The organism is Hassallia byssoidea VB512170 (assembly GCF_000817785.2).
Classification (GTDB): Bacteria; Cyanobacteriota; Cyanobacteriia; order Cyanobacteriales; family Nostocaceae; genus Hassallia; species Hassallia carrinoi.
Window position 1 is genome coordinate 107,693 of record NZ_JTCM02000001.1, and the last position, 21,352, is coordinate 129,044.

At 42.5% G+C, this 21,352-nt stretch carries 22 protein-coding genes; 8 read left to right on the forward strand and 14 right to left on the reverse strand.

Going from position 1 to position 21,352, the window contains the following annotated elements:
* The first annotated feature begins 239 nt into the window (after positions 1-239).
* The 7 genes from PI95_RS00545 (at position 240) to PI95_RS00575 (ending at position 5,311) form a co-directional block, all read left to right on the forward strand.
* On the forward strand, positions 240-1,319 hold the full coding sequence (locus PI95_RS00545) for a hypothetical protein (RefSeq protein ID WP_039754058.1): 1,080 nt from the start codon (positions 240-242) through the stop codon (positions 1,317-1,319).
* A gap of 192 nt (positions 1,320-1,511) precedes the next feature.
* Positions 1,512-2,696, forward strand: coding sequence for a M48 family metallopeptidase (locus tag PI95_RS00550; RefSeq protein WP_052325779.1), 1,185 nt, complete (start codon positions 1,512-1,514; stop codon positions 2,694-2,696).
* Positions 2,697-2,805: 109 nt separating this feature from the next.
* A complete protein-coding gene (locus tag PI95_RS00555) occupies positions 2,806-3,015 on the forward strand; it encodes a type II toxin-antitoxin system HicB family antitoxin (RefSeq protein WP_039753028.1) in 210 nt (69 codons plus the stop codon).
* Positions 3,008-3,235, forward strand: a complete 228-nt coding sequence (locus PI95_RS00560) for a type II toxin-antitoxin system HicA family toxin (RefSeq protein ID WP_039753027.1) — start codon at positions 3,008-3,010, stop codon at positions 3,233-3,235. The genes PI95_RS00555 and PI95_RS00560 overlap by 8 nt, the downstream gene beginning before the upstream one ends.
* 402 nt (positions 3,236-3,637) lie before the next feature.
* Positions 3,638-3,868, forward strand: coding sequence for a hypothetical protein (locus tag PI95_RS00565; RefSeq protein WP_039753025.1), 231 nt, complete (start codon positions 3,638-3,640; stop codon positions 3,866-3,868).
* On the forward strand, positions 3,856-4,302 hold the full coding sequence (locus tag PI95_RS00570) for a type II toxin-antitoxin system VapC family toxin (RefSeq protein WP_039753024.1): 447 nt from the start codon (positions 3,856-3,858) through the stop codon (positions 4,300-4,302). The genes PI95_RS00565 and PI95_RS00570 overlap by 13 nt, the downstream gene beginning before the upstream one ends.
* Positions 4,303-4,345: 43 nt before the next feature.
* Complete coding sequence (locus tag PI95_RS00575) at positions 4,346-5,311, forward strand: aldo/keto reductase (protein WP_039753023.1); 966 nt, start codon at positions 4,346-4,348, stop codon at positions 5,309-5,311.
* A 126-nt stretch (positions 5,312-5,437) separates the two neighbouring features.
* Here PI95_RS00575 and PI95_RS00580 read toward each other — a convergent pair whose 3' ends face one another.
* The 7 genes from PI95_RS00580 to purC form a co-directional block, all read right to left on the reverse strand.
* Positions 5,438-6,751, reverse strand: coding sequence for a DNA cytosine methyltransferase (locus tag PI95_RS00580; protein WP_039753022.1), 1,314 nt, complete (start codon positions 6,749-6,751; stop codon positions 5,438-5,440).
* 166 nt (positions 6,752-6,917) lie between these two features.
* Positions 6,918-8,096, reverse strand: coding sequence for a lipid-A-disaccharide synthase (gene lpxB, locus PI95_RS00585; RefSeq protein WP_039753021.1), 1,179 nt, complete (start codon positions 8,094-8,096; stop codon positions 6,918-6,920).
* 128 nt (positions 8,097-8,224) lie between these two features.
* Positions 8,225-9,043, reverse strand: coding sequence for an acyl-ACP--UDP-N-acetylglucosamine O-acyltransferase (gene lpxA, locus PI95_RS00590; protein ID WP_039753020.1), 819 nt, complete (start codon positions 9,041-9,043; stop codon positions 8,225-8,227).
* Between the two features lie 202 nt (positions 9,044-9,245).
* Entirely contained in the window at positions 9,246-9,770 is a 525-nt protein-coding gene (gene fabZ, locus PI95_RS00595) for a 3-hydroxyacyl-ACP dehydratase FabZ (protein WP_039753019.1), read from the reverse strand.
* Positions 9,771-9,853: 83 nt separating this feature from the next.
* Positions 9,854-10,717, reverse strand: a complete 864-nt coding sequence (lpxC, locus tag PI95_RS00600; protein ID WP_039753018.1) for a UDP-3-O-acyl-N-acetylglucosamine deacetylase — start codon at positions 10,715-10,717, stop codon at positions 9,854-9,856.
* Between the two features lie 160 nt (positions 10,718-10,877).
* Complete coding sequence (locus PI95_RS00605; protein WP_039753017.1) at positions 10,878-13,433, reverse strand: BamA/TamA family outer membrane protein; 2,556 nt, start codon at positions 13,431-13,433, stop codon at positions 10,878-10,880.
* A 235-nt stretch (positions 13,434-13,668) separates the two neighbouring features.
* Complete coding sequence (purC, locus tag PI95_RS00610; RefSeq protein ID WP_039753016.1) at positions 13,669-14,406, reverse strand: phosphoribosylaminoimidazolesuccinocarboxamide synthase; 738 nt, start codon at positions 14,404-14,406, stop codon at positions 13,669-13,671.
* A 391-nt stretch (positions 14,407-14,797) separates the two neighbouring features.
* Here purC and PI95_RS00615 point away from each other — a divergent pair, with 391 nt between their 5' ends.
* Positions 14,798-15,055 carry a DUF7219 family protein gene (locus PI95_RS00615; RefSeq protein WP_039753015.1) on the forward strand — a complete coding sequence of 86 codons (258 nt, stop codon included), beginning with the start codon at positions 14,798-14,800 and terminating at the stop codon, positions 15,053-15,055.
* A 112-nt stretch (positions 15,056-15,167) separates the two neighbouring features.
* On the opposite strand, the gene PI95_RS00620 is transcribed toward PI95_RS00615, so the two are convergent.
* From PI95_RS00620 to PI95_RS00640, 7 genes are all read right to left on the reverse strand, one after another.
* The gene (locus PI95_RS00620) at positions 15,168-17,789 is read right to left on the reverse strand and encodes a GAF domain-containing protein (RefSeq protein ID WP_039753014.1); all 2,622 of its coding nucleotides are present in this window, start codon (positions 17,787-17,789) and stop codon (positions 15,168-15,170) included.
* 163 nt (positions 17,790-17,952) lie between these two features.
* Positions 17,953-19,086: a glycosyltransferase family 4 protein gene (locus PI95_RS00625; RefSeq protein ID WP_039753013.1), complete on the reverse strand. Its 1,134-nt coding sequence runs from the start codon at positions 19,084-19,086 to the stop codon at positions 17,953-17,955.
* A gap of 6 nt (positions 19,087-19,092) precedes the next feature.
* Positions 19,093-19,341 carry a DUF4291 family protein gene (locus PI95_RS36585; RefSeq protein WP_336507013.1) on the reverse strand — a complete coding sequence of 83 codons (249 nt, stop codon included), beginning with the start codon at positions 19,339-19,341 and terminating at the stop codon, positions 19,093-19,095.
* On the reverse strand, positions 19,337-19,645 hold the full coding sequence (locus PI95_RS36590) for a DUF4291 family protein (protein ID WP_268896623.1): 309 nt from the start codon (positions 19,643-19,645) through the stop codon (positions 19,337-19,339). Before PI95_RS36590 ends, PI95_RS36585 begins: the two co-directional genes overlap by 5 nt.
* Entirely contained in the window at positions 19,593-19,739 is a 147-nt protein-coding gene (locus PI95_RS35485; RefSeq protein WP_236116878.1) for a hypothetical protein, read from the reverse strand. The genes PI95_RS36590 and PI95_RS35485 overlap by 53 nt, the downstream gene beginning before the upstream one ends.
* 19 nt (positions 19,740-19,758) lie before the next feature.
* Positions 19,759-20,076, reverse strand: coding sequence for a hypothetical protein (locus PI95_RS00635; protein ID WP_236116879.1), 318 nt, complete (start codon positions 20,074-20,076; stop codon positions 19,759-19,761).
* Positions 20,052-21,215: an NAD-dependent epimerase/dehydratase family protein gene (locus PI95_RS00640; protein ID WP_039753011.1), complete on the reverse strand. Its 1,164-nt coding sequence runs from the start codon at positions 21,213-21,215 to the stop codon at positions 20,052-20,054. Before PI95_RS00640 ends, PI95_RS00635 begins: the two co-directional genes overlap by 25 nt.
* Positions 21,216-21,352 lie beyond the last annotated feature (137 nt).

A 21,352-nucleotide genomic window follows, 5' to 3' on the forward strand; every position in this document is an offset into this window, starting at 1 on the left:
TGGCACTCCCATAAGTTTTAAGCGGGATGATGGGATATGGCGAATGAGTGCAATTGTAAAGAAAGCTGTGATTGATTGGTTGTTGGGCGAGAGGTATTATTTAATCGTTCATATGATATTTATAGTTTGTTCTGATACAGCCGAATAGACGTGAAAATGGCGATGTGTAAGTTGAGAGTGCGATCGCATCGTCTGAGTTTACCTAACCATTAATTTAAATGAAGCGGAGGATGGGTCATATGAAAAAATTTGGATTACCTATATGGTTTCCTTATCCTAATTCCTGGTTAAGTGCTTTAATGTTATCTGTGCTGATGACTGCGTTTGTCAATATTATTAGACGCAATAGTGAATTGTTGCTGAATCTGGCTAGATGGTCAAACAGACCGGAACAATTTATCATCTGGCTGATTTTGTTACTTATACTACCAATTCCGGCGATCGCCTTTTTGCATCACTTTTTTCTCGGTCGCTTTATTTCCGCAATTCCCGGTGAAAAAGTCAGCAAAATTCAAGGTTTTTTTCCTGGGTTCATCAGTTGGTGGGAAAGTTTATATAGTTGGCTTGTATTTATTCTGTCAACCTTAGCCGCAACGTTGTTTTGTACCCCTTTTCTACCTTTATTTAATCTCAGCTACGAAAAAATTATCACCAACTCAAGTTTCATTGACAGAAACATACAAACAATCTTTGCTGTAGTCTGGCTGATTAATGCGGCTTTAATTTACCAGATTGGGTATTTATTTAAGTGTCGCTTGGTTTATGGTGATTCTGTTGATAATACAGTAGAAAACCCCAATTTGGATGCATCTCCCCAAATTGAGACTGACAGCATGGGAGATGAAACTATTTCAACCCAGATGCAAACAACTGAAGAGTTACCAGCTAAAAAACCAACTTTTTTGAGCTTTATTACCAAGCATGGTAAATCACCAAAGAGAATATTTACAATTATTTTGATTCCTTTGGTGGCTGCATGGATATATTTGTTTACCAAGTTACCAGAAGTTCAACAAACTGCAAATTTAGCAGAGCAAATTAGATTATCTGTTTCTTCTGAAGCTACACCAGTTAATTCTAAATCTCTTGAGGATGATACTTTTGAAAAAGGACTAAGCAAAGGTAAAAGTGCAGCAAAACTAGCTAGGGTTGCAGAATCTCATGATGAATGGAAGATGGTTGAAAATATGTGGAAAGAAGCAATATTTTTGATGAATTCTGTGCCATCTTCAAGTCCTGATTATGCATTGTCTCAGCAAAAAATTACACAGTATCAGGTTTATTTGGATTTTGCAAAGCAAAGTGCTGGAAATAAGTAACATTCATTTACCGACGACTAAAATCGCGGCGTTGTGCGTACAAAGTCCGCCTGCGCGGACTTCCATAATTGTGAGTGAATATACGTAATAAAGGGCGTGATTAACTAAAAATATAGACAATGTTAATCGCGTCTTGAAAATGGGAATCCTGAGAATGGAGAATTAATTTTCAGGTTTTCACTTTTACTGGTTATGACACAAGCGAATCTTTTGGAACTTGCTAAACAGGGAAATGTAGAGGCGATCGCATCTTTGATAAACCGCCAATTACAAGCTAAAGGCATCACTGCAAAAATTGCTCTCAAAGGTGCTTGCTTACAAGTAATGCTGGAATCTCCCGAAGTGCCAGATCAGCAAGCCTTAGTTACATTCATCCGGAAAGGGATAATAGGTTTGGGGGTTACATCTATTGAGAGAGTAAAGGTTTATGGACGGCAAATAGGTGAAGAGTTTCCGGTTTGGAATCAAGAGTTTGAGTTAGTAGCACAGACACCTGCAACATCAAGTCCTACCAGTCTTTCTCTAACCCATCCTAAAAAGAACGCTAATAATAACTATCACGTTCAAAAAGAAAAGCTTAATAAAAACATTTATGCTGATGACTACCGAGTTGTAGGAGAAAAAGTGGTACTTTACTCAAGCCTTGGTGTTTTAGGATTTATCTTTTTTATTTTGCTTGGGATTAGCCTGGGTTTAGTACTTGTAGTAGTAGGCTCATCAGCATTTTGGATTAAAGTTCGTCAAGGTCAACTACTAGGTAGCAGCATCAAGGTTTCAGAGCATCAACTACCTGAAGTTTATCGAGCAGCAAAAGTTGCTGCTGAACGGCTTTGTATGAGAATGCCAAATGTATTTGTAAGGCATAGTCCAGAACTTAACGCTTATGCAACAGGATTTATTGATGATAGAAAAACAGTTGTGCTTCACTCTGCATTAGTTGAAGCAATGGATGAGGATGAGCTTATTTCAATAATTGGTCATGAATTCTCGCATATAAAATGCAATCATACTAATTATATTGTATTAACTAATACCGCTGAAAATATTGCTAAAGTACCTATAATATCTGATATAACAGGGTTTGTTTTCTTATATTGGTCAAGAAAGTGCGAATATACCTGTGATCGTGGTGGACTATTAGCAAGTCAGAATCTTAAAGCTTCAATAACAGCATTAGCCAAGTTGGTTATTGGTAAAGAACTTTTCGAGAGAATAGATTTAGATGCTCTCTTGGAGCAAAAAAGAGATATTGATGAAAGTGGTGTATCAAAAATCTCTGAGATTTTCAATACTCACCCTTACATAATAAATAGAATACATGAGCTACAAAAATTTTATGAATCTTCTTTGTATAAAAAGCTTACTGTAGAAAGTTGATTCTTCAAAGGCGCGTTCGCCCTTGGCGTTGGCGAAGCCATCGCTCCTCATCCTCAGCTAAAAAAAACAAGTGCGATCGCCCTGCTTGTAAACTAAAATAGAAAATACTATGAACATCAAAAGCTTTACTGCAATCGTTTACAAAGAAGAAGATATCTACGTTGCCGAATGTCCTGAAGTCGGCACAGTTGATCAGGGGGAAACTATTGAAGAGGCTCTTGCTAATCTCAAAGAAGCCACTAAACTATATCTGGAAGAGTGTCCCTTACCTGAAACAAATCCAAGGTTTGTAACTAGCATCCAGGTTAGCTATGCCTAGATTGCCAAGAATATCAGGGAACGATGCAGTTAGTGCATTAGAGCGCTTGGGGTTTTTTCAAGCTAGGCAAACTGGTAGTCATGTCGTACTTAAAAAACCAACACCAGAAGGAGAAATAGTTTGCGTTGTACCACTCCGACGTGAGTTAAAAGTTGGCACACTCAGCGGTGTTCTTAAGCAAGCAAAAGTCACACCTGATGAGTTTATAGAAAATTTGTGAGAGGATGTTTGAAAAGCATTATTATTAACATCAGAATCTAACAAACCTAACCCACGCGGCTGTGCCTCAAGTCGGGAAACCCGCCCACGGCACTGGCTCCCCTGCCCCCCAACCCTTTAGAGGGAAGGGGGGTTTCAAAGCCTCTCCCCCACCGGGGGAGAGGTTTGGAGAGGGGTTTTTGGTATATTTTAGGACTTTCCAAACATCCTCTGAGCGCGTTCGCCCTTGGCGTTGGCGAAGCCATCGCTCCTCATCCTCAGCTAAAAAAACAAGCGCGTTCGCCCTTGGCGTTGGCGAAGCCATCGCTCCTCATCCTCAGCTAAAAAAAACAAGTGCGATCGCTCTTGTTCTTAGCTATTCTTATGCAAGGCGGTATTCCTAGATTAATCAGGATGAAAAATCATGCTTAAGGGACTCAGGCAAAAAGCGGTAGTAAAACCTGGTGGTGTAGTACAAATCTGTTCTCCAGAACTTCCTACTGGCGCAACTGTGGAGATTATAGTACTTATATCACCCACCGATCAATCTAAAAGTTCTTTAACCAGCTTTATTGGCAGTGCAAAAGGCAGTTTTGCTACACCAGAAGAAGTAGATAAGTTTATTAGCCAAGAACGAGATGCATGGGAATCCTAGATGCTATTCAAGGCAACCGAGTTTATCTTGATACCAATATCTGGATCTATGCCTTAGAAGGATATCCAGTATTCATCCACGATTTAACCCAGCTATTTCAAAGTATTGATCGGGGTAATTTGAGTGCTGTTACCAGTGAGTTGTCACTATCTGAAGCATTGGTCAAACCGTTCCAAAATCAAGACTTAGCTAAACAAACTATATACAAACAGCTTATCAGTAACTCACAGAATTTAACAGTAATTACTGTCAATCGTGATGTATTAATTGAAGCTGCTCGACTTCGTGCCAACGTTAACATAAAATTACCTGATGCTATCCATGCAGCAACAGCATTGTTGACTCAATGTTCCACCTTTGTAACTAATGACCAGCGCTTTCAAAATGTTCCTGGACTAACAGTAGTTTTGCTGTCTCAAATTACTTCTTTGTAGCTAACATACTAGAAGAGAAGCGATTTCACCTCCCAAGTAAACCATGTCAGAAAAAACGACGCGGCGCAACTTCTTAATGACCAGTGTTGCCGTCGCAGGGGGTATTGTAGGATCTACTACCTTGCAACAAAATGCTACCAACACTGCGACACCACCAGCAACAATGCCAGAACGAGTGCTGGGACGCACAGAAGTAAAAGTGCCTATCTTCGGCTTGGGTGGAGCGGGTCAAACGCCGCTATCCTGGGAAGGAAGAGAACGTGATGCTGTGGCAATTATTGAAAAAGCGTTGCGATTAGGCATCCGTTATTTTGACACTGCCTCAAGTTACGGACCAAGTGAAGATTATTTGGGAAAAGTTCTACCACCCCACAGACCAAAGCTGTTTTTAGCAAGTAAGACTGACAAAAGAGATCGTGATGGAGCTTGGCGAGAATTAGAGCGATCGCTTAAACGTCTCAACACAGATTATCTTAACTTATGGCAGCTACATCACGTATCTTTCCCCCAAGAACTCGACACCATCTTTAGTAAATCCGGAGCAATTAAAGCTGTAGAAGAAGCGATGCAGCAAAAAATCGTCCGGTTTGCTGGTATTACCGGACACCACGACCCTCAAGTAATCGCCGAAGGGCTGCGTCGCTATCCTTTCCACACAACGCTAATTCCCGTCAATGCAGCAGACAAACATCATCCGCGCCCATTTTTACCTGTAGTTTTACCGATAGCGCAGCAACAAAATGTAGCTGTGATTGCAATGAAAGTCCCCGCTTACGGTCGATTGTTCAAGCCAGGTGGTTTGTCAGGTATGCAACAAGCTTTAGGATACAGTTTATCTCAGCCTGGGGTTCAGTGCTGTGTAATTGCCGCTGAGACAACAGCACAATTAAAAGAAAATGTCAAGGTCGCACGAGCTTTTCAGATCCTCAAAAATCAGGAACTGGCAGAAATAGAGCAACGTACTGCTGCTATTTGGGAAGATAGTACATTTTTCCGCACTTGGACTTAGTACAGTACTTCATTAATACGAGTGTTTTGAAACGCACTCGTGAGCTAAGGTAAGCGCAGAGTAACGCAGAGTCAATGCTCATAAATTTCGTTATGAACTTGTGGAATTTTGGACTTAGTATTAACACTAGGGTGTGTTAGCGCACCTTGACTTTCTCGCTCTTGGTTCTATAACTTGCGGATTTATTCCATAATATCTAGCAGCTTGAGACATATCAAACATCAGTAAATTTTCGTTTCCAAGCTCTTGTATAACTCCTGGTTTAATTGGTTTTATATCAATAGCTTTAATAATTTCTGACGCCACTGCCTTAGCTAATAACGGAGGGACAGAATTTCCGATTTGTCGAAATCCATGCCATTTTGTTGTATGAAATCTGAACCAGTCTGGATAAGAATGTAAACGCGCAGCTTCGCGTACAGTTATACATCTTGGGGTAAATGGATGTATTGGTCTAGCAGAAGTAAAAGCTCCTCTATTGCTAGCAGTTCCTGCTCTGAGTGTATTGCATATTCCTTCCGGATCAAGTTTATGAAAGCGGCTTATAGGTTCTGTTTTGCCACATGGAGTAGACTCAAACCTATGACGTGATTCTAAACTATGCTTTGTTCTTAAACTTGAGGTAAGCATTCTCGGATCATATTTACGCTCATAGGAATAGTCTTTATCTATAGAGGAAAGACCACGAAGTTGTCTACCATAATTACTTGGTTTCCCAAAATCTGCTTCTTTCACCCAATCTTTTTCAGATAACTCTATGTAATTTTCTATTTCAGGTAGGTCTTTAAGTGCATCCCAAACTGTAGGGGTTAATGGTAGTTCATTATTCAAGCCAGCTTTATTTGATTTTGCAGGTCTAGTAATAGCTTGTGGATAATTTGGTAATTCCAAATCCTGACGACAACCTAGTAAAAATAATCGTTCGCGATTCTGTGGCACCCCGTATTCAGCAGCATTTAATACTTTGTAATCTTTGCGAACTTTGTAACCGTTCTTTTCAAACTTATTAATGATTATTGAAATAAACTCTTTATGCTTTCCCAAAGTCATTCCTTTCACATTTTCTAAAACAAAATACTTTGGCTGTAATTCTAAAACTAACCGGATATAATGATGTACTAGAGAGTTCCGAGGATCGTCAAAAACACGTTTACCTATCAATGAAAAACCTTGACATGGAGGTCCGCCAAACACCACATCGATTTCTCTATCACCAATAGAGGATTTACTTCTAATTTCTATTGCTGTAGTATCTACAACACTTTTACATAAAATACTCGAAAAAGGAAAATTAAATTCATGTGTAGCGCAATGAATTGGATCAATTTCCAGAGATGCAAGTACGTCAAAACCTGCTTGCTCAAAACCAAGAGACATCCCCCCAGCACCAGCAAATAAATCAACAGCGATAGGTCTTTCTTTGTTATTACTGTGAATCATATTTGCAATTCTTAAGCTTGAAAGTATTACCTTAATCTGACAAAGCCATATTGGCAATAAATATAATTATCTCATATTTTTATTTTTTGGCTTGTTCTTGAATTAAAAATGCAAAAAGACGCTTTAAATAGCGTCTCTACCTGAAATTATTGACTCGATCGCACTCTCAAATCACGAACATCGCGTTATCAGGAATCATTTGTAAAATCTCTTCCGCAGCGCGATCGCATACTCCGACTTCTCCCAAACACTGCCGCATTTGGTCATAATCAGTTAAAGTTTGCTCTTTTAGGCTGGGATTCAGCAATAATTCCATTGCAGCTTGAGTTAGGTTTTCTGGCGTTGCTCGCTCTTGTAAAAACTCTGGTACAATTTCTCTCATCACCACTAAATTAGTTGGCGATGCGAAGGGTATAGAACCTTTAAGAATATTACGCGCAATCCAAGCTGTAACTGGATGCAGCCGATAGGTAACAACTTGCGGCACATTTAGCAGGGCAAGTTCTAAATTGACTGTACCAGATTTAGTGATTGCCAAATCCGCAGCCGCCATAACTTCTTGTTGCTGACCGGATACTACAGTTGCCCGCAAATTATAACGCTGTATTGCTTTTTCTAGAGATTCTCGGTATATTTCCAGAGATAAGGGAATCCAGAAATGAACTTCAGGTAATTTCGCTTGAATATTTTGGGCAGCTTGAAAAATTACTGGTAAGAGATATTTTAGTTCTTGGCGACGAGAAGCAGGTAAAAGAGCGATCGCTATCTGTTCCGGTGCAATCCCCAACGATTCACGAGCAGCTTCTCGACTGGGAGCGTTTTCCATTCGGTCAACTAAAGGATGTCCTACCCAGCTAACTTTAGCGCCATTCTCTTGGTAGTAACGGGCTTCCTCTGAGAAAATTGCCAAAAGCTTATCTGTGAAGCTGACAATTCGGGAAGTGTTACGCAAACTTACCGACCAAACCCACTCTTGGGGTGCAATGTAATACACCACTGGGACTTGGGGCATATGCTTTCGCAGATAAGTGCCAATGCCCAGATTGGGTGTCATATAGTCAATTAAAACTACCAAATCTGGTGGATTTTCTTTCAGGTGAGCGATCGCCTTTCGTTGCACCTGGATAGTTGGCAAAACATAAGGCAACGATTCAAAAAGACCCATTGAGCCAATACTACTAGTATTACCCAGTAGATGTGCGCCCGCCGCCGCCATTTTTTCGCCACCCAGCGCCACAATTTCTAATTCTAACCCTGCCGCAACGACTTGACGTTGAAGTGCTGCAATCAGCAACGCTCCTTGCAAATCGCCAGACACTTCACCGGTGCTGATAAATATTCGCATTATGTAAATTTAGGAGTCAGTCAATAGTCAACGGTCTATAGTCAACAGTCAACAGTCAATAGTCAATAGTTAAAGATACTTAAACTATGGACGAATGGACTATGGACTGCGGACTATAAACTCATAACTCAAGATTCATCACTTCCGGCTGCTTTGCCCTTTCCAGGAATCAAGCCGCGTCTTCCGGGCATTTGAGATAATAGCAGAAAGCGGCGCAGATACTGCAACTCTTGTGTGTCCCCCAGCAGTTCCAACTGTTCCAAAGCGTCTTTAAAAGTTAACTCAGAACGGTAGAGAAAGCGGAAGGCTTTTTTGAGGATTTGCAAGCCAGTAGAACTCATTCCAGAGCGTTTGAGTCCTACAAGGTTGAGGGTTCGTATCCGTGATGGATTGCCCTCCACCATCATATATGGCGGCACATCGCGGTCAATGCGAGTCATACCGCCGACCATTGCCAAGCTGCCAATATGTACAAATTGATGGACACCTAAAACCCCGCTCAGTCGAGCGCAGGAATCAATATGGACGTGACCAGCCAAAGCCACAGAGTTAGCAATAATTGTAGAATCGGCAATGACGCAGTTATGACCTACATGGACATAAGCCATCAACAAGTTACCATCGCCAATGACAGTTGCTTCACCTGCACCTGTAGCGCGGTTAATCGTGACATATTCCCGAATTTGGTTATTGTCGCCAATTTTGACCCAGCTAGGTTCCCCAGCGTATTTTAAATCTTGGGGTTCCATGCCAATACAGGCTCCGGGAAAAATGTGATTTCGCGCTCCAATTTCCGTCAGTCCGTCTAGGACAACATGAGGACTAATAATAGTTTCCGGACCTACTTTGACTTGCCCTCCAATAACCGCATAGGCACCGATTTGCACCGTGGCGTGGATTTGCGCGTTAGGATGAATTACAGCAGTTGGATGAATAAGAGTTTTCAAGGGTGCATCTCCAGAATAGTCTTGAGTGCTGAGTGTTTAGGTATTGTGTGTCAGAAATCGGCGATCGCAAGTTATGTGTGAGGGCGTTTAAAATCTAGAAATTAAACAATGCGGTTGTGGCAAGTTTTATTTACTGCTATCCTTTTTCAGGAATCAGTAATGGGCACCTCACGGTGGCGCCCATACCACAAAAGCGGATTTTTTAATTAGCAAGTGAAAACATCAGTTCGCCTTCGGCAGCGAGCTGACCGTCTACCTCGGCACGAGCCTGCATCTTACCGAAACGACGTTGTTTTACCCACAACAGTTCCACGGTCATTACTAGTTGATCGCCTGGTACTACTTGGCGGCGAAACCGGACTTTATCTATACCTGCAAACAGGAAAAGTCCGCCTTCTAACTCTGGTAGTTGAGTTAAAACGATACCGCCGACTTGTGCCATAGCTTCAACAATTAGCACTCCCGGCATAATCGGCTGACCGGGAAAATGCCCTTGAAACTGAGGTTCGTTAAAGGTGACGTTTTTTATACCCACAGCCCGGTTTCCTGGCACGTAGTCGATAATTCGGTCTACAAGTGCAAAAGGATAGCGATGGGGTAAGAGTTTCTGAATTTCTTGTATTGTAAAAATCGTTTTTCTCTCAGATGTGCTTGTTTCATTGGTTTGAGATTTGGTAGATGCAGAATCAGGATCTTTGACTGTGTTAACTTCAGTGAGAATTGACATTGGCACGCTCGGTTGATTTTCACTTTTGGCTTGTTGTAGGTGCCGCTTTTAACTTTCCCCGGATTTAGGTTTTTAGCTTTTGACTAACCGCCAACCGCTGACAACTCTAAAATCCTCTGGGCGAGTTGAATGTGTAAATTGTGGCTGGCTTTGTACGCCAAGAAATGAGCACTAGGTAAGAAATTTCCTAGTAAACTTAAATCTCCTACTAAATCCAAGATTTTATGACGTACTGGCTCATTTGCATATCTTAATGGTGGATTTAGCCAACCTTCGGGTCCGCAAACCAGAGCATTATCCAAGCTTCCGCCTTTAATTAACCCTGATTTTTGCAGGTATTCAATTTGATGTAATAAACCGAAAGTACGGGCAGGGGCAATTTCCGCCGCAAACGCAACTGATGCATTTGCCAGATTTGAGCCTCGTGACCAACTGTACCATTGATTACCGATCGCCGGCAGGTCGAAGTCAATACCGTAGGTAAAACGAATTTCTGGTGCGGGGATAGCACAGACAAAAGCATCGTCTTGACGCACCCAAATTGGTTCGGTTATCACCGGGGGAATTTCGTCGTTAGTCAAAGTTTGTGAGACTAAGCCAACTTCGGCGATCGCTTGTGTCCAAATTTGCGCTGAACCGTCCAACAGAGGCACTTCCGCCCCATCAATCTCAATTCGGGCGTTATCTACCCCCATCGCACACAGAGCCGCTAATAAATGCTCTACAGTGCGAATGCACGCCACCCCTTTACCCAACTGAGTCGAAAGCACAGTCTCATTCACCGCCGCAACTTGTGCGGGAATTATCGGTAAGTCCGGCAAATCCACCCGGACAAAGTAGCGTCCACTACCCGCATCTGCTGGTAGTATCCGTACCTGAGTTTTCTCACCGCTATGTAGTCCGACTCCTACTTGGGCGATCGCCTCCGCAATTGTGTGTTGTTGCATATGTATTTTGTTAGTTGAGGGTTGTTAGTAGATAGTTGTTAGTTGTTAGTAGTTAGTAGTTAATTGATGGTTGGAGCGTTGGAGCGTTGTCAAAAATTACCCATTATCCATTACCCACTACCCATTACCCATTACCCACTACCCACTAACTACTAACTCCTTAAAACCTTTCCCCAATCCCAAAGTTGATTCGGCTGTCGCCATCGTCGTTGATGCCGTAGTCAACGCGAATCGGTCCTAATGGAGACTGCACGCGCACGCCTAAACCGTAGCCATAGCCGGTGCCATTTTTGTTCAGTAAATCAGCCGATCTAGTACTGCTTCCCAGATCACTACCGACATCAAAAAATAATGCACCACTAACTACGGAAAATACGGGGAAGCGATATTCAAGTGATGCTTGTACATAAGAGCGTCCACTACCTAATGCTCCTTCTTCATAGCCCCGGACGGAGTTGCTACCACCAAGGGTAAAGGCTTCGTAAGGAGGTAAGTCACCCAGGACGGTTCCCCCTTGAATGTTAAAAGCGAGGGTTTGTGGTCCTTTGTTAAAGTTAGTTAATTTGACGGGGACATATTGGCTGTAACTACCCCGGAATCTAGTGAGGAAAATGCTGCCTAATCCCACTGGTACTGATTGATCGACCCCGAAGCGGAGAAAAGAACCTCTGGTAGGTTGCAAGGAGTTGTTACGGCGATCGCGTGCTGCTCCTAATTGCAATAGCAGCAAGTCGTCTCTACCTTCCCCAGATTGACTTAGTTCAAGTATGTCGTTAGGGTTAGTACTATTCTCAACTCGTCCTAACCTTCTGACATCGCCATCGGAATCAGTGATCGAAATTCTTTGATACTGCAAACCTGCTGAAGCTGTCCATTCCGAATTTTGGAAAGGATTACCGGACAAGGGACGAGTAAAGGTGACACCACCACCTAGACGAACAACACGCGGGCGATCGCCATCTTCATCTGGTCTTCCGACGTTAAATGTTTCAATATTGTCATCATCACCATCAAAAATCAACGAAATCGACCTACGGCGGAAAATATTCGCTGTGTAGGAAGTGCGGTTAGGATCGCCGGCAATCCACGGGTCTGTAAACCGCAAATCAAACAGCAATTCTCTCTGTCCTACTTGTAACTCCGCACCTAGTTTTTGGTTTCTTCCCCCTAAATTTTGCTGCTGATAGCTGATAGTACCAAACAGCCCACTAGCAGAACTAATCCCCGCACCTGCTGCGATCGAACCACTATTGCGTTCAGCCACATTCACTACTACATCCACCTTGCTAGGGTCAGTACCTGGGTCAAGGGAAACATTTATATCTTCAAATAGTCCTAGTCCAAATACCCTTTGCAAGTCTTTTTGCACTGTGTTGCGGTTAAAGACTTGTCCGGGCTTCAATTCCAATTCTCGCTTAACGATATAGTCCCGCGTCCGACCCCGGATTGGTCGTCCTTTATCGTCTGTATCTTGACCGTCTTTATTGCGGAATCGAACGCGAATATCTTCTACCACCCCTTCTGCTACTTGTAGGGTGACAACTCCGTTTTCTGCTACTTGCGGCGCACCTACTACGTTTGCTAGTACATAACCTTGGTCTTGATAGCGCTTGGTTAAAGTTTTGATGCCTTCCTGCAAGCTACGTAAGTTGAGAATGCCGCCATATTGCTCTTTAAAGATTTCATCAACAGCGTTGGCAGGCAGTACGGAGGGAACATTTGTGCCTGGATTTGCCTGGATTTGGACTTTAGTTAAGACAGGGTTGGGCTGCACTACGAAGCTGACGCGCACGCCTAATGGAGTATCTTCTGGCACAGCTTGGACGTTAGAGAAGTAACCAGTACCAAAGATAGCGTTGATATCTTCCTGTAGTTGCGATCGCGTTGTTGTCCTTCCTGGTTGGGTACGAATCGCTCTGTAAACTTGGTTTTCTAGTTCCGGTAATAATTGCTGCCCTGTCTGACTTCTAACCAATACCTCTGATACTAAAACGCGGGATTCTGTCGCTTCTGGGGTTGCGTTTTGTTGATTTTGTTCGGGTGCTGGCTGATTGAGTTGTTGATTTGGCGGTTGTTGATTTTCTCCTGGTACTGGCTGATTGAGTTGCTGATTTGGCGGTTGTTGATTTTCTCCTGGTGCTGGCTGATTGAGTTGTTGATTTGGCGGTTGTTGATTTTCTCCTGGTGCTGGCTGATTGAGTTGTTGATTTTGCTGTTGTTGATTTTCTCCTGGTGCTGGCTGATTGAGTTGCTGATTTTGCTGTTGTTGGTTTTCTTCAGGTGTTGGCTGATTAGGATTCAGCGTTGGCAAATTCTGGGAAGGAACTTGTTGTTGATTCTCAGGTGGGGGAATATCGGGAACTGTATTTGAACCGGGAATATTTTGGTTTGACGGCGGGTTTTGTGCCGTGATTGGCGCTGCGTGGCTTGGTATTATTACTACTGGCTTCTTTGCCGGAAAGACAGCGACAACACCTGGCTGCTTTTTGAGGTTTTCTGGATTCACATTTGAGGTGGAACGCGGTTCTACTCTTAAGGCTGCTGCCCCTTGAGTGTTTGCACTTTGATTTACCAGTTGCGAGTCTTGATTTGTCGTTGGTTGCAAAACCACTGGTTTCTGTTTTGAGCTATTAGGGGTTTGTGCATTTGCACTCAAAGAGCTGCCCAAAGGGGCTGCAATTGTCAACGCCGCCACCAATACGGGAGATAAACGCATTTTATTCACATTCCTCTTCACTTCCACACAAATAACGAAAAGCAATCTTGCTGTTATACAAAAGCTAAAAGTATAAACATAATTTTTTCTTTTGTCTTTTTACTTTACTAGGCCCAAGCCAAAAGGCAAAAGTAAATTAGGGACTCTTTACTAGGGATTAGGGATTAGGTAAGAATTACCAATAAAGAATTTTCAATCATTTTCCATTCATCAAATATCCAGTCCTCAGTCTCCTTCATTTTTTACTTTCTACTGCTTTCAGCACTCGTTGTAAAACCTCCTGGTAGGCATTTTCTACATTCCCTAAGTCTCGGCGGAAGCGGTCTTTGTCCATTACTCGGCGGTTGGGGTCGTTTTCGGCTTGATCCCACAAACGGCAGGTGTCGGGGCTAATTTCATCTGCTAAGAGCAATTGCTGTTGTGAGTCCACACCAAATTCTAGTTTGAAGTCTACTAGTGTAATTCCACACCGCTCCCAAAAGCCACGGAGAAACTCGTTGATTTGCAATGCTAGATGGGTTATTGTCTCAACTTGTTCCGCAGTTGCTAGTTCTAGTAGACGCAGGCGATCGCTTGTCAACAACGGATCTCCTAATTCATCACTCTTGTAATAAAACTCTACCAAAGGCTGTTTGAGAACGGTTCCTAATGGCAATCCTGTTTGCTGACACAGACTGCCGGCAGCAATGTTTCTCACCACTACTTCTAAAGGCACAATCTTCACTGCCTTTACCCGCATTTGATTTGGCTTTGGGCTGTCAATAAAGTGAGTTTTAATACCTTGTGTTGACAACTCTTGAAATAATTTAGCGGAGATGCTACAATTAATGGTTCCCTTACCCAAAATACTACCACGCTTTTGAGCATTAAAGGCAGTGGCATCATCTTTGAAATCAGCTAACAAAACTTCCGGATCTTCCGTTGAATAGAGAATTTTTGCTTTGCCTTCGTATATCTTTGAATTAACACTCATGATGACAGGTAAAGTTTTTTTAGGCGATCGGCAGCTTTGATGCTTTCGAGCTTAACCATTTTATCTTTAGTTATTAGTCATTAACTAAAGACAAATGACAAAGAGCAAAAGAAAATTTTCACTCTTTCAATCGTCAGCGGACTACAGCGTATATTTTTTAACATTTGAAATAGTATTTTTACATCAAAATCAAATTATATTTTTTTGCGGAATTTAGGAGGGAAAAAATTGATGTATAGAATACCACATACAATTTGCTACTTTCAAGTTAAGTTAATTACAATCAGCATTTAAATGAGTAACTCTCAAATATAGTCAATAAGCGTGACTCTGCCGATTAGGTTGCTTTATTTGACGAGTGAGAGGGGTGTAATCAATGGAGATAACAATAATGAATAAAGACGATTTTCTCTATCCTCGCGGTCGCTATTACGGTCAGGTCAAGCCAGAAAACTTAGTTTTTAATGCGAATTTACAGGAATTTGCTCAGAAAATCAGCTACATCTGCAACTTAGAAACAGGTGGAAAACTACCACCAGAAGAAGCATACGAGCAAATCAAGGATCTTTGGAAAGAGTTGAAACGCACAAAAAAACAACTGAGAATTGGCGAACACCCGTTTCAGGATGATGAGGGGCAGGGGGAGTAGGGGGACAGGGGGACAGGGGGGACAAGGGGACAAGGAGGACAAGGAGGACAAGGGGTGAGTGTTGACTCCTAACTTTTAACTCCTAACTGCTAACTCCGCTCCTCCTAACTATTCACTTTGCAACCATTGTCCAGACTCCATCCCAGGAAGTTGGGGGAGGTGTTTGTTGGTAATTACGAGCGCGTTCTAAATGGATATTAACAGCTTGGTCTGTGGGTCGGATGCGTTTTGCGGCTTGAAAACAGGCGATCGCTTCTTTAAAGTGGCGCGATAAATAAGCGGCGCGTCCGGCATGGTAATGTGATAAAAATTCGTGGGTGGTGTTGTCTAGGGGAGTAGAGCGATCGCCAATCAACTCATAAATATTCACCGCTTGATGTTTACCCTTAACGCGAATTCTGTCTAACTCGCGTACCCAGATGCGATGGCTACATAAATGATAAGTAAATTCACTTAAAATAATATCGCAGCCATATTCTTTAGTTACTCCTTCCAAGCGCGAACTTAAATTCACGCCATCCCCAATTACCGTATAATCCATTCGTTTCTGGGAACCAATATTACCCGAAACCACTTCCCCAGAACTAATACCAATCCCAATATGAATTTCTGGTTGTGCTTGAATAATCCGCTGTTGGTTAAATTCTGCCAATCGTTCTCGCATATCCAACGCCGATTGTATCGCCTTCCAAGCATGATTTTCCACTAGCGGTAGCGGGGCACCAAACACCGCCATTAAAGCATCGCCGATAAACTTATCTAAAGTACCTTCGTGGTTAAAAACCGCTTCCACCATTGTTTCAAAATACTGATTTAGCAGCGATACTACCTCAGCCGCACCGAGATTTTCTGTCAGTGTGGTGTAGCCTCGGATATCAGAAAACAAAATGGTGACTTCCTTGCGCTCACCTACCATTAAAGCATCTTCTCCCAGTGCCATAACTTGCTCTGCCACATGGGGTGTCAGGTAACGGTACATTGTAGTTTTCATCCGTTTTTCCTGACTGATGTCTTCTAGCACCACCAAACCACCGCGCACCCCCCCTTCTGGATTCGTTAGGGGGTTGACAGTGAGATTCGTGCTGCGTTCTATTTTTTTAACAGCAGCAGAATTTAATAACTCAGATTGGGGAGTAAGCGGTTGATTCCAGGGGATAAATATATCTGGGTTAGTGCGATCGCCTACTGCCAAAATATAAATGTCATGCGTACTAATTTCTTTACTTTCGTACAGACGTTCCGCCGGAACGTCTCTACAGACGCGATAACCTGTGTCTCTACTTTTAACTTGATGAAGTCCCACTATTAAACTTTGCTCTGGCACATAATGTCTTGCGCCAGTCTTTAAACTATCCTCCAATCGCATTTGCAAATTGTCAATCGGCACAACCTCCCAAACCAGCCGATTAATCAAATTTTTTTCCCACAAAGGCTTGCTATTTTTGGCATTAACTTCTCCTAAAGGACAACCAAGTAACTCTAAAGCCGCATCATTAATTGTGACAATCCGCCCTTCCATATCTGTAGAAATTACCGCATCAGATAGACTTTGCAAAATGTCTTTTTGATATTGTTTTTCTAACAGCACACTTTCAAATAAACGAGCATTTTCCAGCGCAATTCCTGCTTGAATATTAAATGCTCTCATAAACTCTTCATCAGAAGAAGTAAAACTGCCTTGGTGCTTATTAATTAACTGCGTCACGCCAATTAATTCATTAGCCGAATTAAACACGGGCAAACAGAGAATATTCCGAGTTATATAACCAGTTTTTTTATCTGTAGTTGGGTCAAAGCGCGGGTCTTTGTAAGCATCCGAGATATTTAAAGCTTGACCGGTAGATGCCACATAACCGACAATGCCACGATTAGCAGGGATGCGGATTTCCATCATAGTTGAGCGATCGGCTACCTCTACCTTCGTCCAAAGTTCGCCCATTTCTTTGCGGTGCAAAAACAGCGTGCTGCGGTCTGCTTGCATTAAAATCCGGGCTTGCTCCATTACTATCTGTAAAGTAGCTTCTAAATCGAGACTTTGCCCTAATGTTTGAGTAGCCCGTAAAAGTGCGGTTGCACCTCTTTGATTGCGAGCTGCTACATAGAAAGATTGGCAACTTTCTAAGATAATACCAATAGAAGAAGCAAAGTCTCGAAAACAGACTTCATCATCATAATTAAAAGGAATATTTCCTGCTTTATTTGCTAGTTGTACCACTGCCACTATCTGATTTTTGCTACTGACAACTGGCATACATAAAATATTGCGGATTTTGTAGCCCATTTGTTTTTCTAATTCTGGGCTGAATAAAGGGTGAGTAGAGGCTTGAGATATGTTTAAATATTCACCCGTACTGGCAACATGACCGGGAATGCCTACTGCGATCGGAGTGCGAATTTCTAAAGGTTTTTGGGTGTTATCTTGGGGGACTTTTGACCACAATTGATTTTTATCATGGTCAACCAAAAAAATCGTAGTATGTTCAGCTTGGAGAATTTGACCAATTTTAAGTGTAATTGCCTCTAGTACCTTCTCCAGCATTGTTTCTAGGGCTTCATTATTAATTAGTTCAATTGCCCTCAGAAATTGCTGAAACTCTGCGGTAATAAAATCTAGTAAGCAAACAAATTCGTTTACAGAAAGGTCTTTGACACGACGCAGTAGAGCGTGGGTGCGATTAACCTGAGTAAGTTCAGTTAATGTAGCCAGGACGCTACCAGGGCTGGGAAGTGTCATGGGGATTTTAGATTTTAGATTTTGGATTTTAGATTTTAGATTTTAGATTTTGGACTGTGCAATTAAATGATGAGGATTAGGAAATGGGTAATGTTAACTGTCAACTGTTAATAAAATGCCATTTTCCTAATCCAAAATCTAAAATCCAAAATCTAAAATCGTATTATGCTGCTTTGGGATATTCAGAGTAGAGCACCTTTTGATAATAATCTTGTAGCTGGCGTGTGGCAGATGCCCAGCCCCAACGTTCTGCTTCTTGTCGGGCATTTTGACGGATGATTTCTCGTTCTTGTTTCTGTTCTAGAAGGCGAACAGTAGCGGTTATAGCACTTTGGATATCAGCTTCTGGTTCAAAAAGATACCCATTCACCCCATCTGTAACAATATCAGGAATTCCGCCAGAACGAGCTGCTACCACTGGACACCCAGCAGCCATTGCCTCTAATAATACTAATCCTAACGTTTCTGTACGGGAAGGAAAAATAAAAGCATCAGCGCTAGCAAAAGCAGAACCCAAATCTCTGCCGGTAAGATAACCGACAAAATTAGTGTTTGTCCCAGCAAAGTGTTTTTCGAGTGCTTGACGGTGGGGACCATCTCCCACCAATGCCAAACGCGCTGCGGGAATTGCTTCTAATATTGGTTTGATGCGCTCAATTTCTTTTTCAGCACCCAGACGCCCTACGTAAAGCAGCAGGTGACTTTCTGGGTGATTTTGCGATAAACGCGATCGCATTTCCGAACTTACCAAATCTGGATGAAATAATTCTGTATCTACTCCTCTTTGCCACAAGTTCACCCTTTCTATACCATGTGTTGTCAATTCCTCCATCATCGCTGTAGAGGTACACAAATTCAACGCTGCTTGATTATGCCCCGCTTTCAGCAATTCCCATAAAAAACCTTCTAACATTCCCAAGCCGTAATGGTGAAGATACTGCGGCAAGTGCGTATGATAAGACGCTACAAGGGGAATATTATGTGTTTTGCTATGAAATATCCCCGCCAATCCCAAAACCGCCGGATTTACTACATGAATAACATGCGGCTGAAACTTTTCCAGTTCGTAGCCAATTGCTGGGCGAGGAAGTGCCATTTTTAACTCTGGATACAGCGGCAGGGGAAAGCCAGTTACACCGTATACTTTCGCTCCTTTATATTCAGTAATTCCACCCTCTGGGGCAATCACCATCACAGAGTCGCCGTTGCGCTGTAAATGGTCTACGGTGTGGCTTAGGCGCGTCACAATGCCGTCAACCTTGGGCAAAAAGGTTTCGGTAAACAGGGCAATTCGCATAAAAAACTATTCAGTAAAAACAGATAATCCCAGCTTTTGTTGGATTTCGATATCAATGACAGAGTAAACTGTTTCGCGGGGCGTAATCAATGCCGTACAGTCACTTTTAATGTTTTGCCGTTGCTGGTGAACAAATTCGGAAATATCCTCAATCTTTACAATCCAATTTTTGGCGTAACTAGCTAAAATTTGACCGCGTAACCCTAACTGAATAGCGCGTCTTTCTAATTTTGCCCCAGATGGGTGATAATCAATCTTCCCATTGCAAACGGACTTGCGATCGCTTTAAAGTTTTTTCCCATTCGCTTCTACTTGAGTATAATTCTGGCTCAAAGCTAGAATGCACCGCTGCTGCTAAAATTTCCTCAAAAGCTGCACGTTGAAGCCAAATTGCCAATACTACTTCTTGATCTATTTTTGTACCCCAAAGAGAACGGTACATCATCCACAAAAAGTTAGTCTTGATCCAACTCATGCGATCGAGTTTAAATTCTCCGCCAAAATAATTATGAGTCGCGGCATTCCGGAGCGATCGCCTGACGATAAGCTTGATAAACAACTATTGAATGGTCGTCATACTGTGCTATAATATGGCGACCAGTTTTAGGCAATCGACTTACTTGAGTTAAGTAAGCTTCTGTAGCTAGCTGCATGTCAAGTTTCCCATTCAAATCAAGATGTTTTGTTAGGCAAGGTGCAAATGCCATGAATGCCAATAGCAACAACAACCCCACCTAACAAAACTCCGACACCCTCAGCAAAGCAATTTATTCTATGTCTGTTTTCTGCTGCTTCAGCAATTAGTAAGTCATTCACCGTCGAAGATGAAGACTTAGCTATTTGCTGATAATGCTTGTAGCTAGCATCTAGTACTACCCATTCCGGAATTAGGTAGTAGACGCTCATAGCGCTAGCTGCCGTACCTGGTAGTATGACTAACAGCCAGAGAATAAGCGATCGCTTATTCATCCTTTGCTGTTGCGATGCCAAGAGACTTTCGGCATAATTTGCTTGTTATCAACTCGGTTTTGGTACTTGACGGCAAAGTTTAACAGAGAATCAAGTAAAGAATCTGAGAGATAGTGAGGTTGTAAGCCCAAATCTAACAGTTTGGTGTTTTTAGCGTTGAAGTAATGTTCTTCTTTTTCGACTCTGGGATTATCGATGTTATTGATTTCCACATTTAATCCCATCGCGTTTCCGGCTTTTTTCACCATCGTTGCCAAGTCACCGACGCTAAATAGTTCGGTAAATTGGTTGAATACGCGGAATTCTCCTGGTTGTGCTGGGTTAGCGATCGCTAATTCCACACATCGCACTGTATCGCGAATATCTAAAAAGCCGCGAGTTTGTCCACCTTTGCCATAAACAGTCAAAGGATGTGCGATCGCTGCTTGAATACAAAAGCGATTTAATGCAGTACCAAACACTCCATCATAATCCAGGCGATTAATCAACATTTCGTCCATCCCGGTTTCTTCGGTTAAGACACCGTAAACTACACCTTGATTTAAATCTGTTGCCCGTAAGCCCCAAATTCTACAAGCAAAGTGTATGTTATGGCTATCATGGACTTTGCTTAAGTGGTACATTGAACCGGGCTGTTTAGGATAGGGCAAAGTATCTTTACGCCCGTTGTGTTCAATAGTGATGTACCCTTCTTCTATGTCGATGTTAGGTGTACCGTATTCACCCATCGTTCCCAACTTCACTAGATGACAGTCTGGGAAATCTTCCCGCATCGCGTACAGCAAATTCAAAGTGCCGACTACGTTATTCACCTGTGTGACAACTGCGTGTTCGCGGTCAATCATGGAAAACGGAGCCGATCGCTGTTCGCCAAAATGTACAATTGCCTCAGGCTGAAATTTGTGCAACGTTTTGCTGAGAAATTCATAATTGGTGATATCTCCAACGAATAAGTCGATGGATTTACCAGTTAAATCATGCCAGCGCTGAATGCGTTGTTGAATTGGTGCGATCGGCGTTAAAGTTTCCACACCCAATTCATTATCCCAGTGCCGCCGCACCAAACTATCTAAAATCCCAACTTCATAACCTCGATTGGAAAGGTAAAGTGCGGTTGCCCAACCGCAATAGCCATCACCACCAATAACCAGGACTTTCATCTTCAACCAGTTTTTTACTCGCTGATAGCTAAATCTACCAGGTTTGTGTCCCCTCTCGCACAGAATGATGGGGGAAGTGGAGGAGTGGGAGAGTGGGAAATGGGGGAGAGGGGGAGACAAGGGAGACAAGGGAGATG

Coding starts and splice junctions, on each gene's coding strand:
- PI95_RS00545 (WP_039754058.1), top strand. CDS start 240: ATGAAAAAATTTGGATTACCTATATGGTTTCCTTATCCTAATTCCTGG.
- PI95_RS00550 (WP_052325779.1), top strand. CDS start 1,512: ATGACACAAGCGAATCTTTTGGAACTTGCTAAACAGGGAAATGTAGAG.
- PI95_RS00555 (WP_039753028.1), top strand. CDS start 2,806: ATGAACATCAAAAGCTTTACTGCAATCGTTTACAAAGAAGAAGATATC.
- PI95_RS00560 (WP_039753027.1), top strand. CDS start 3,008: ATGCCTAGATTGCCAAGAATATCAGGGAACGATGCAGTTAGTGCATTA.
- PI95_RS00565 (WP_039753025.1), top strand. CDS start 3,638: ATGCTTAAGGGACTCAGGCAAAAAGCGGTAGTAAAACCTGGTGGTGTA.
- PI95_RS00570 (WP_039753024.1), top strand. CDS start 3,856: ATGGGAATCCTAGATGCTATTCAAGGCAACCGAGTTTATCTTGATACC.
- PI95_RS00575 (WP_039753023.1), top strand. CDS start 4,346: ATGTCAGAAAAAACGACGCGGCGCAACTTCTTAATGACCAGTGTTGCC.
- PI95_RS00580 (WP_039753022.1), bottom strand. CDS start 6,751: ATGATTCACAGTAATAACAAAGAAAGACCTATCGCTGTTGATTTATTT.
- lpxB (WP_039753021.1), bottom strand. CDS start 8,096: ATGCGAATATTTATCAGCACCGGTGAAGTGTCTGGCGATTTGCAAGGA.
- fabZ (WP_039753019.1), bottom strand. CDS start 9,770: ATGTCAATTCTCACTGAAGTTAACACAGTCAAAGATCCTGATTCTGCA.
- lpxC (WP_039753018.1), bottom strand. CDS start 10,717: ATGCAACAACACACAATTGCGGAGGCGATCGCCCAAGTAGGAGTCGGA.
- PI95_RS00605 (WP_039753017.1), bottom strand. CDS start 13,433: ATGCGTTTATCTCCCGTATTGGTGGCGGCGTTGACAATTGCAGCCCCT.
- purC (WP_039753016.1), bottom strand. CDS start 14,406: ATGAGTGTTAATTCAAAGATATACGAAGGCAAAGCAAAAATTCTCTAT.
- PI95_RS00615 (WP_039753015.1), top strand. CDS start 14,798: ATGAATAAAGACGATTTTCTCTATCCTCGCGGTCGCTATTACGGTCAG.
- PI95_RS00620 (WP_039753014.1), bottom strand. CDS start 17,789: ATGACACTTCCCAGCCCTGGTAGCGTCCTGGCTACATTAACTGAACTT.
- PI95_RS00625 (WP_039753013.1), bottom strand. CDS start 19,086: ATGCGAATTGCCCTGTTTACCGAAACCTTTTTGCCCAAGGTTGACGGC.
- PI95_RS35485 (WP_236116878.1), bottom strand. CDS start 19,739: ATGCAGCTAGCTACAGAAGCTTACTTAACTCAAGTAAGTCGATTGCCT.
- PI95_RS00640 (WP_039753011.1), bottom strand. CDS start 21,215: ATGAAAGTCCTGGTTATTGGTGGTGATGGCTATTGCGGTTGGGCAACC.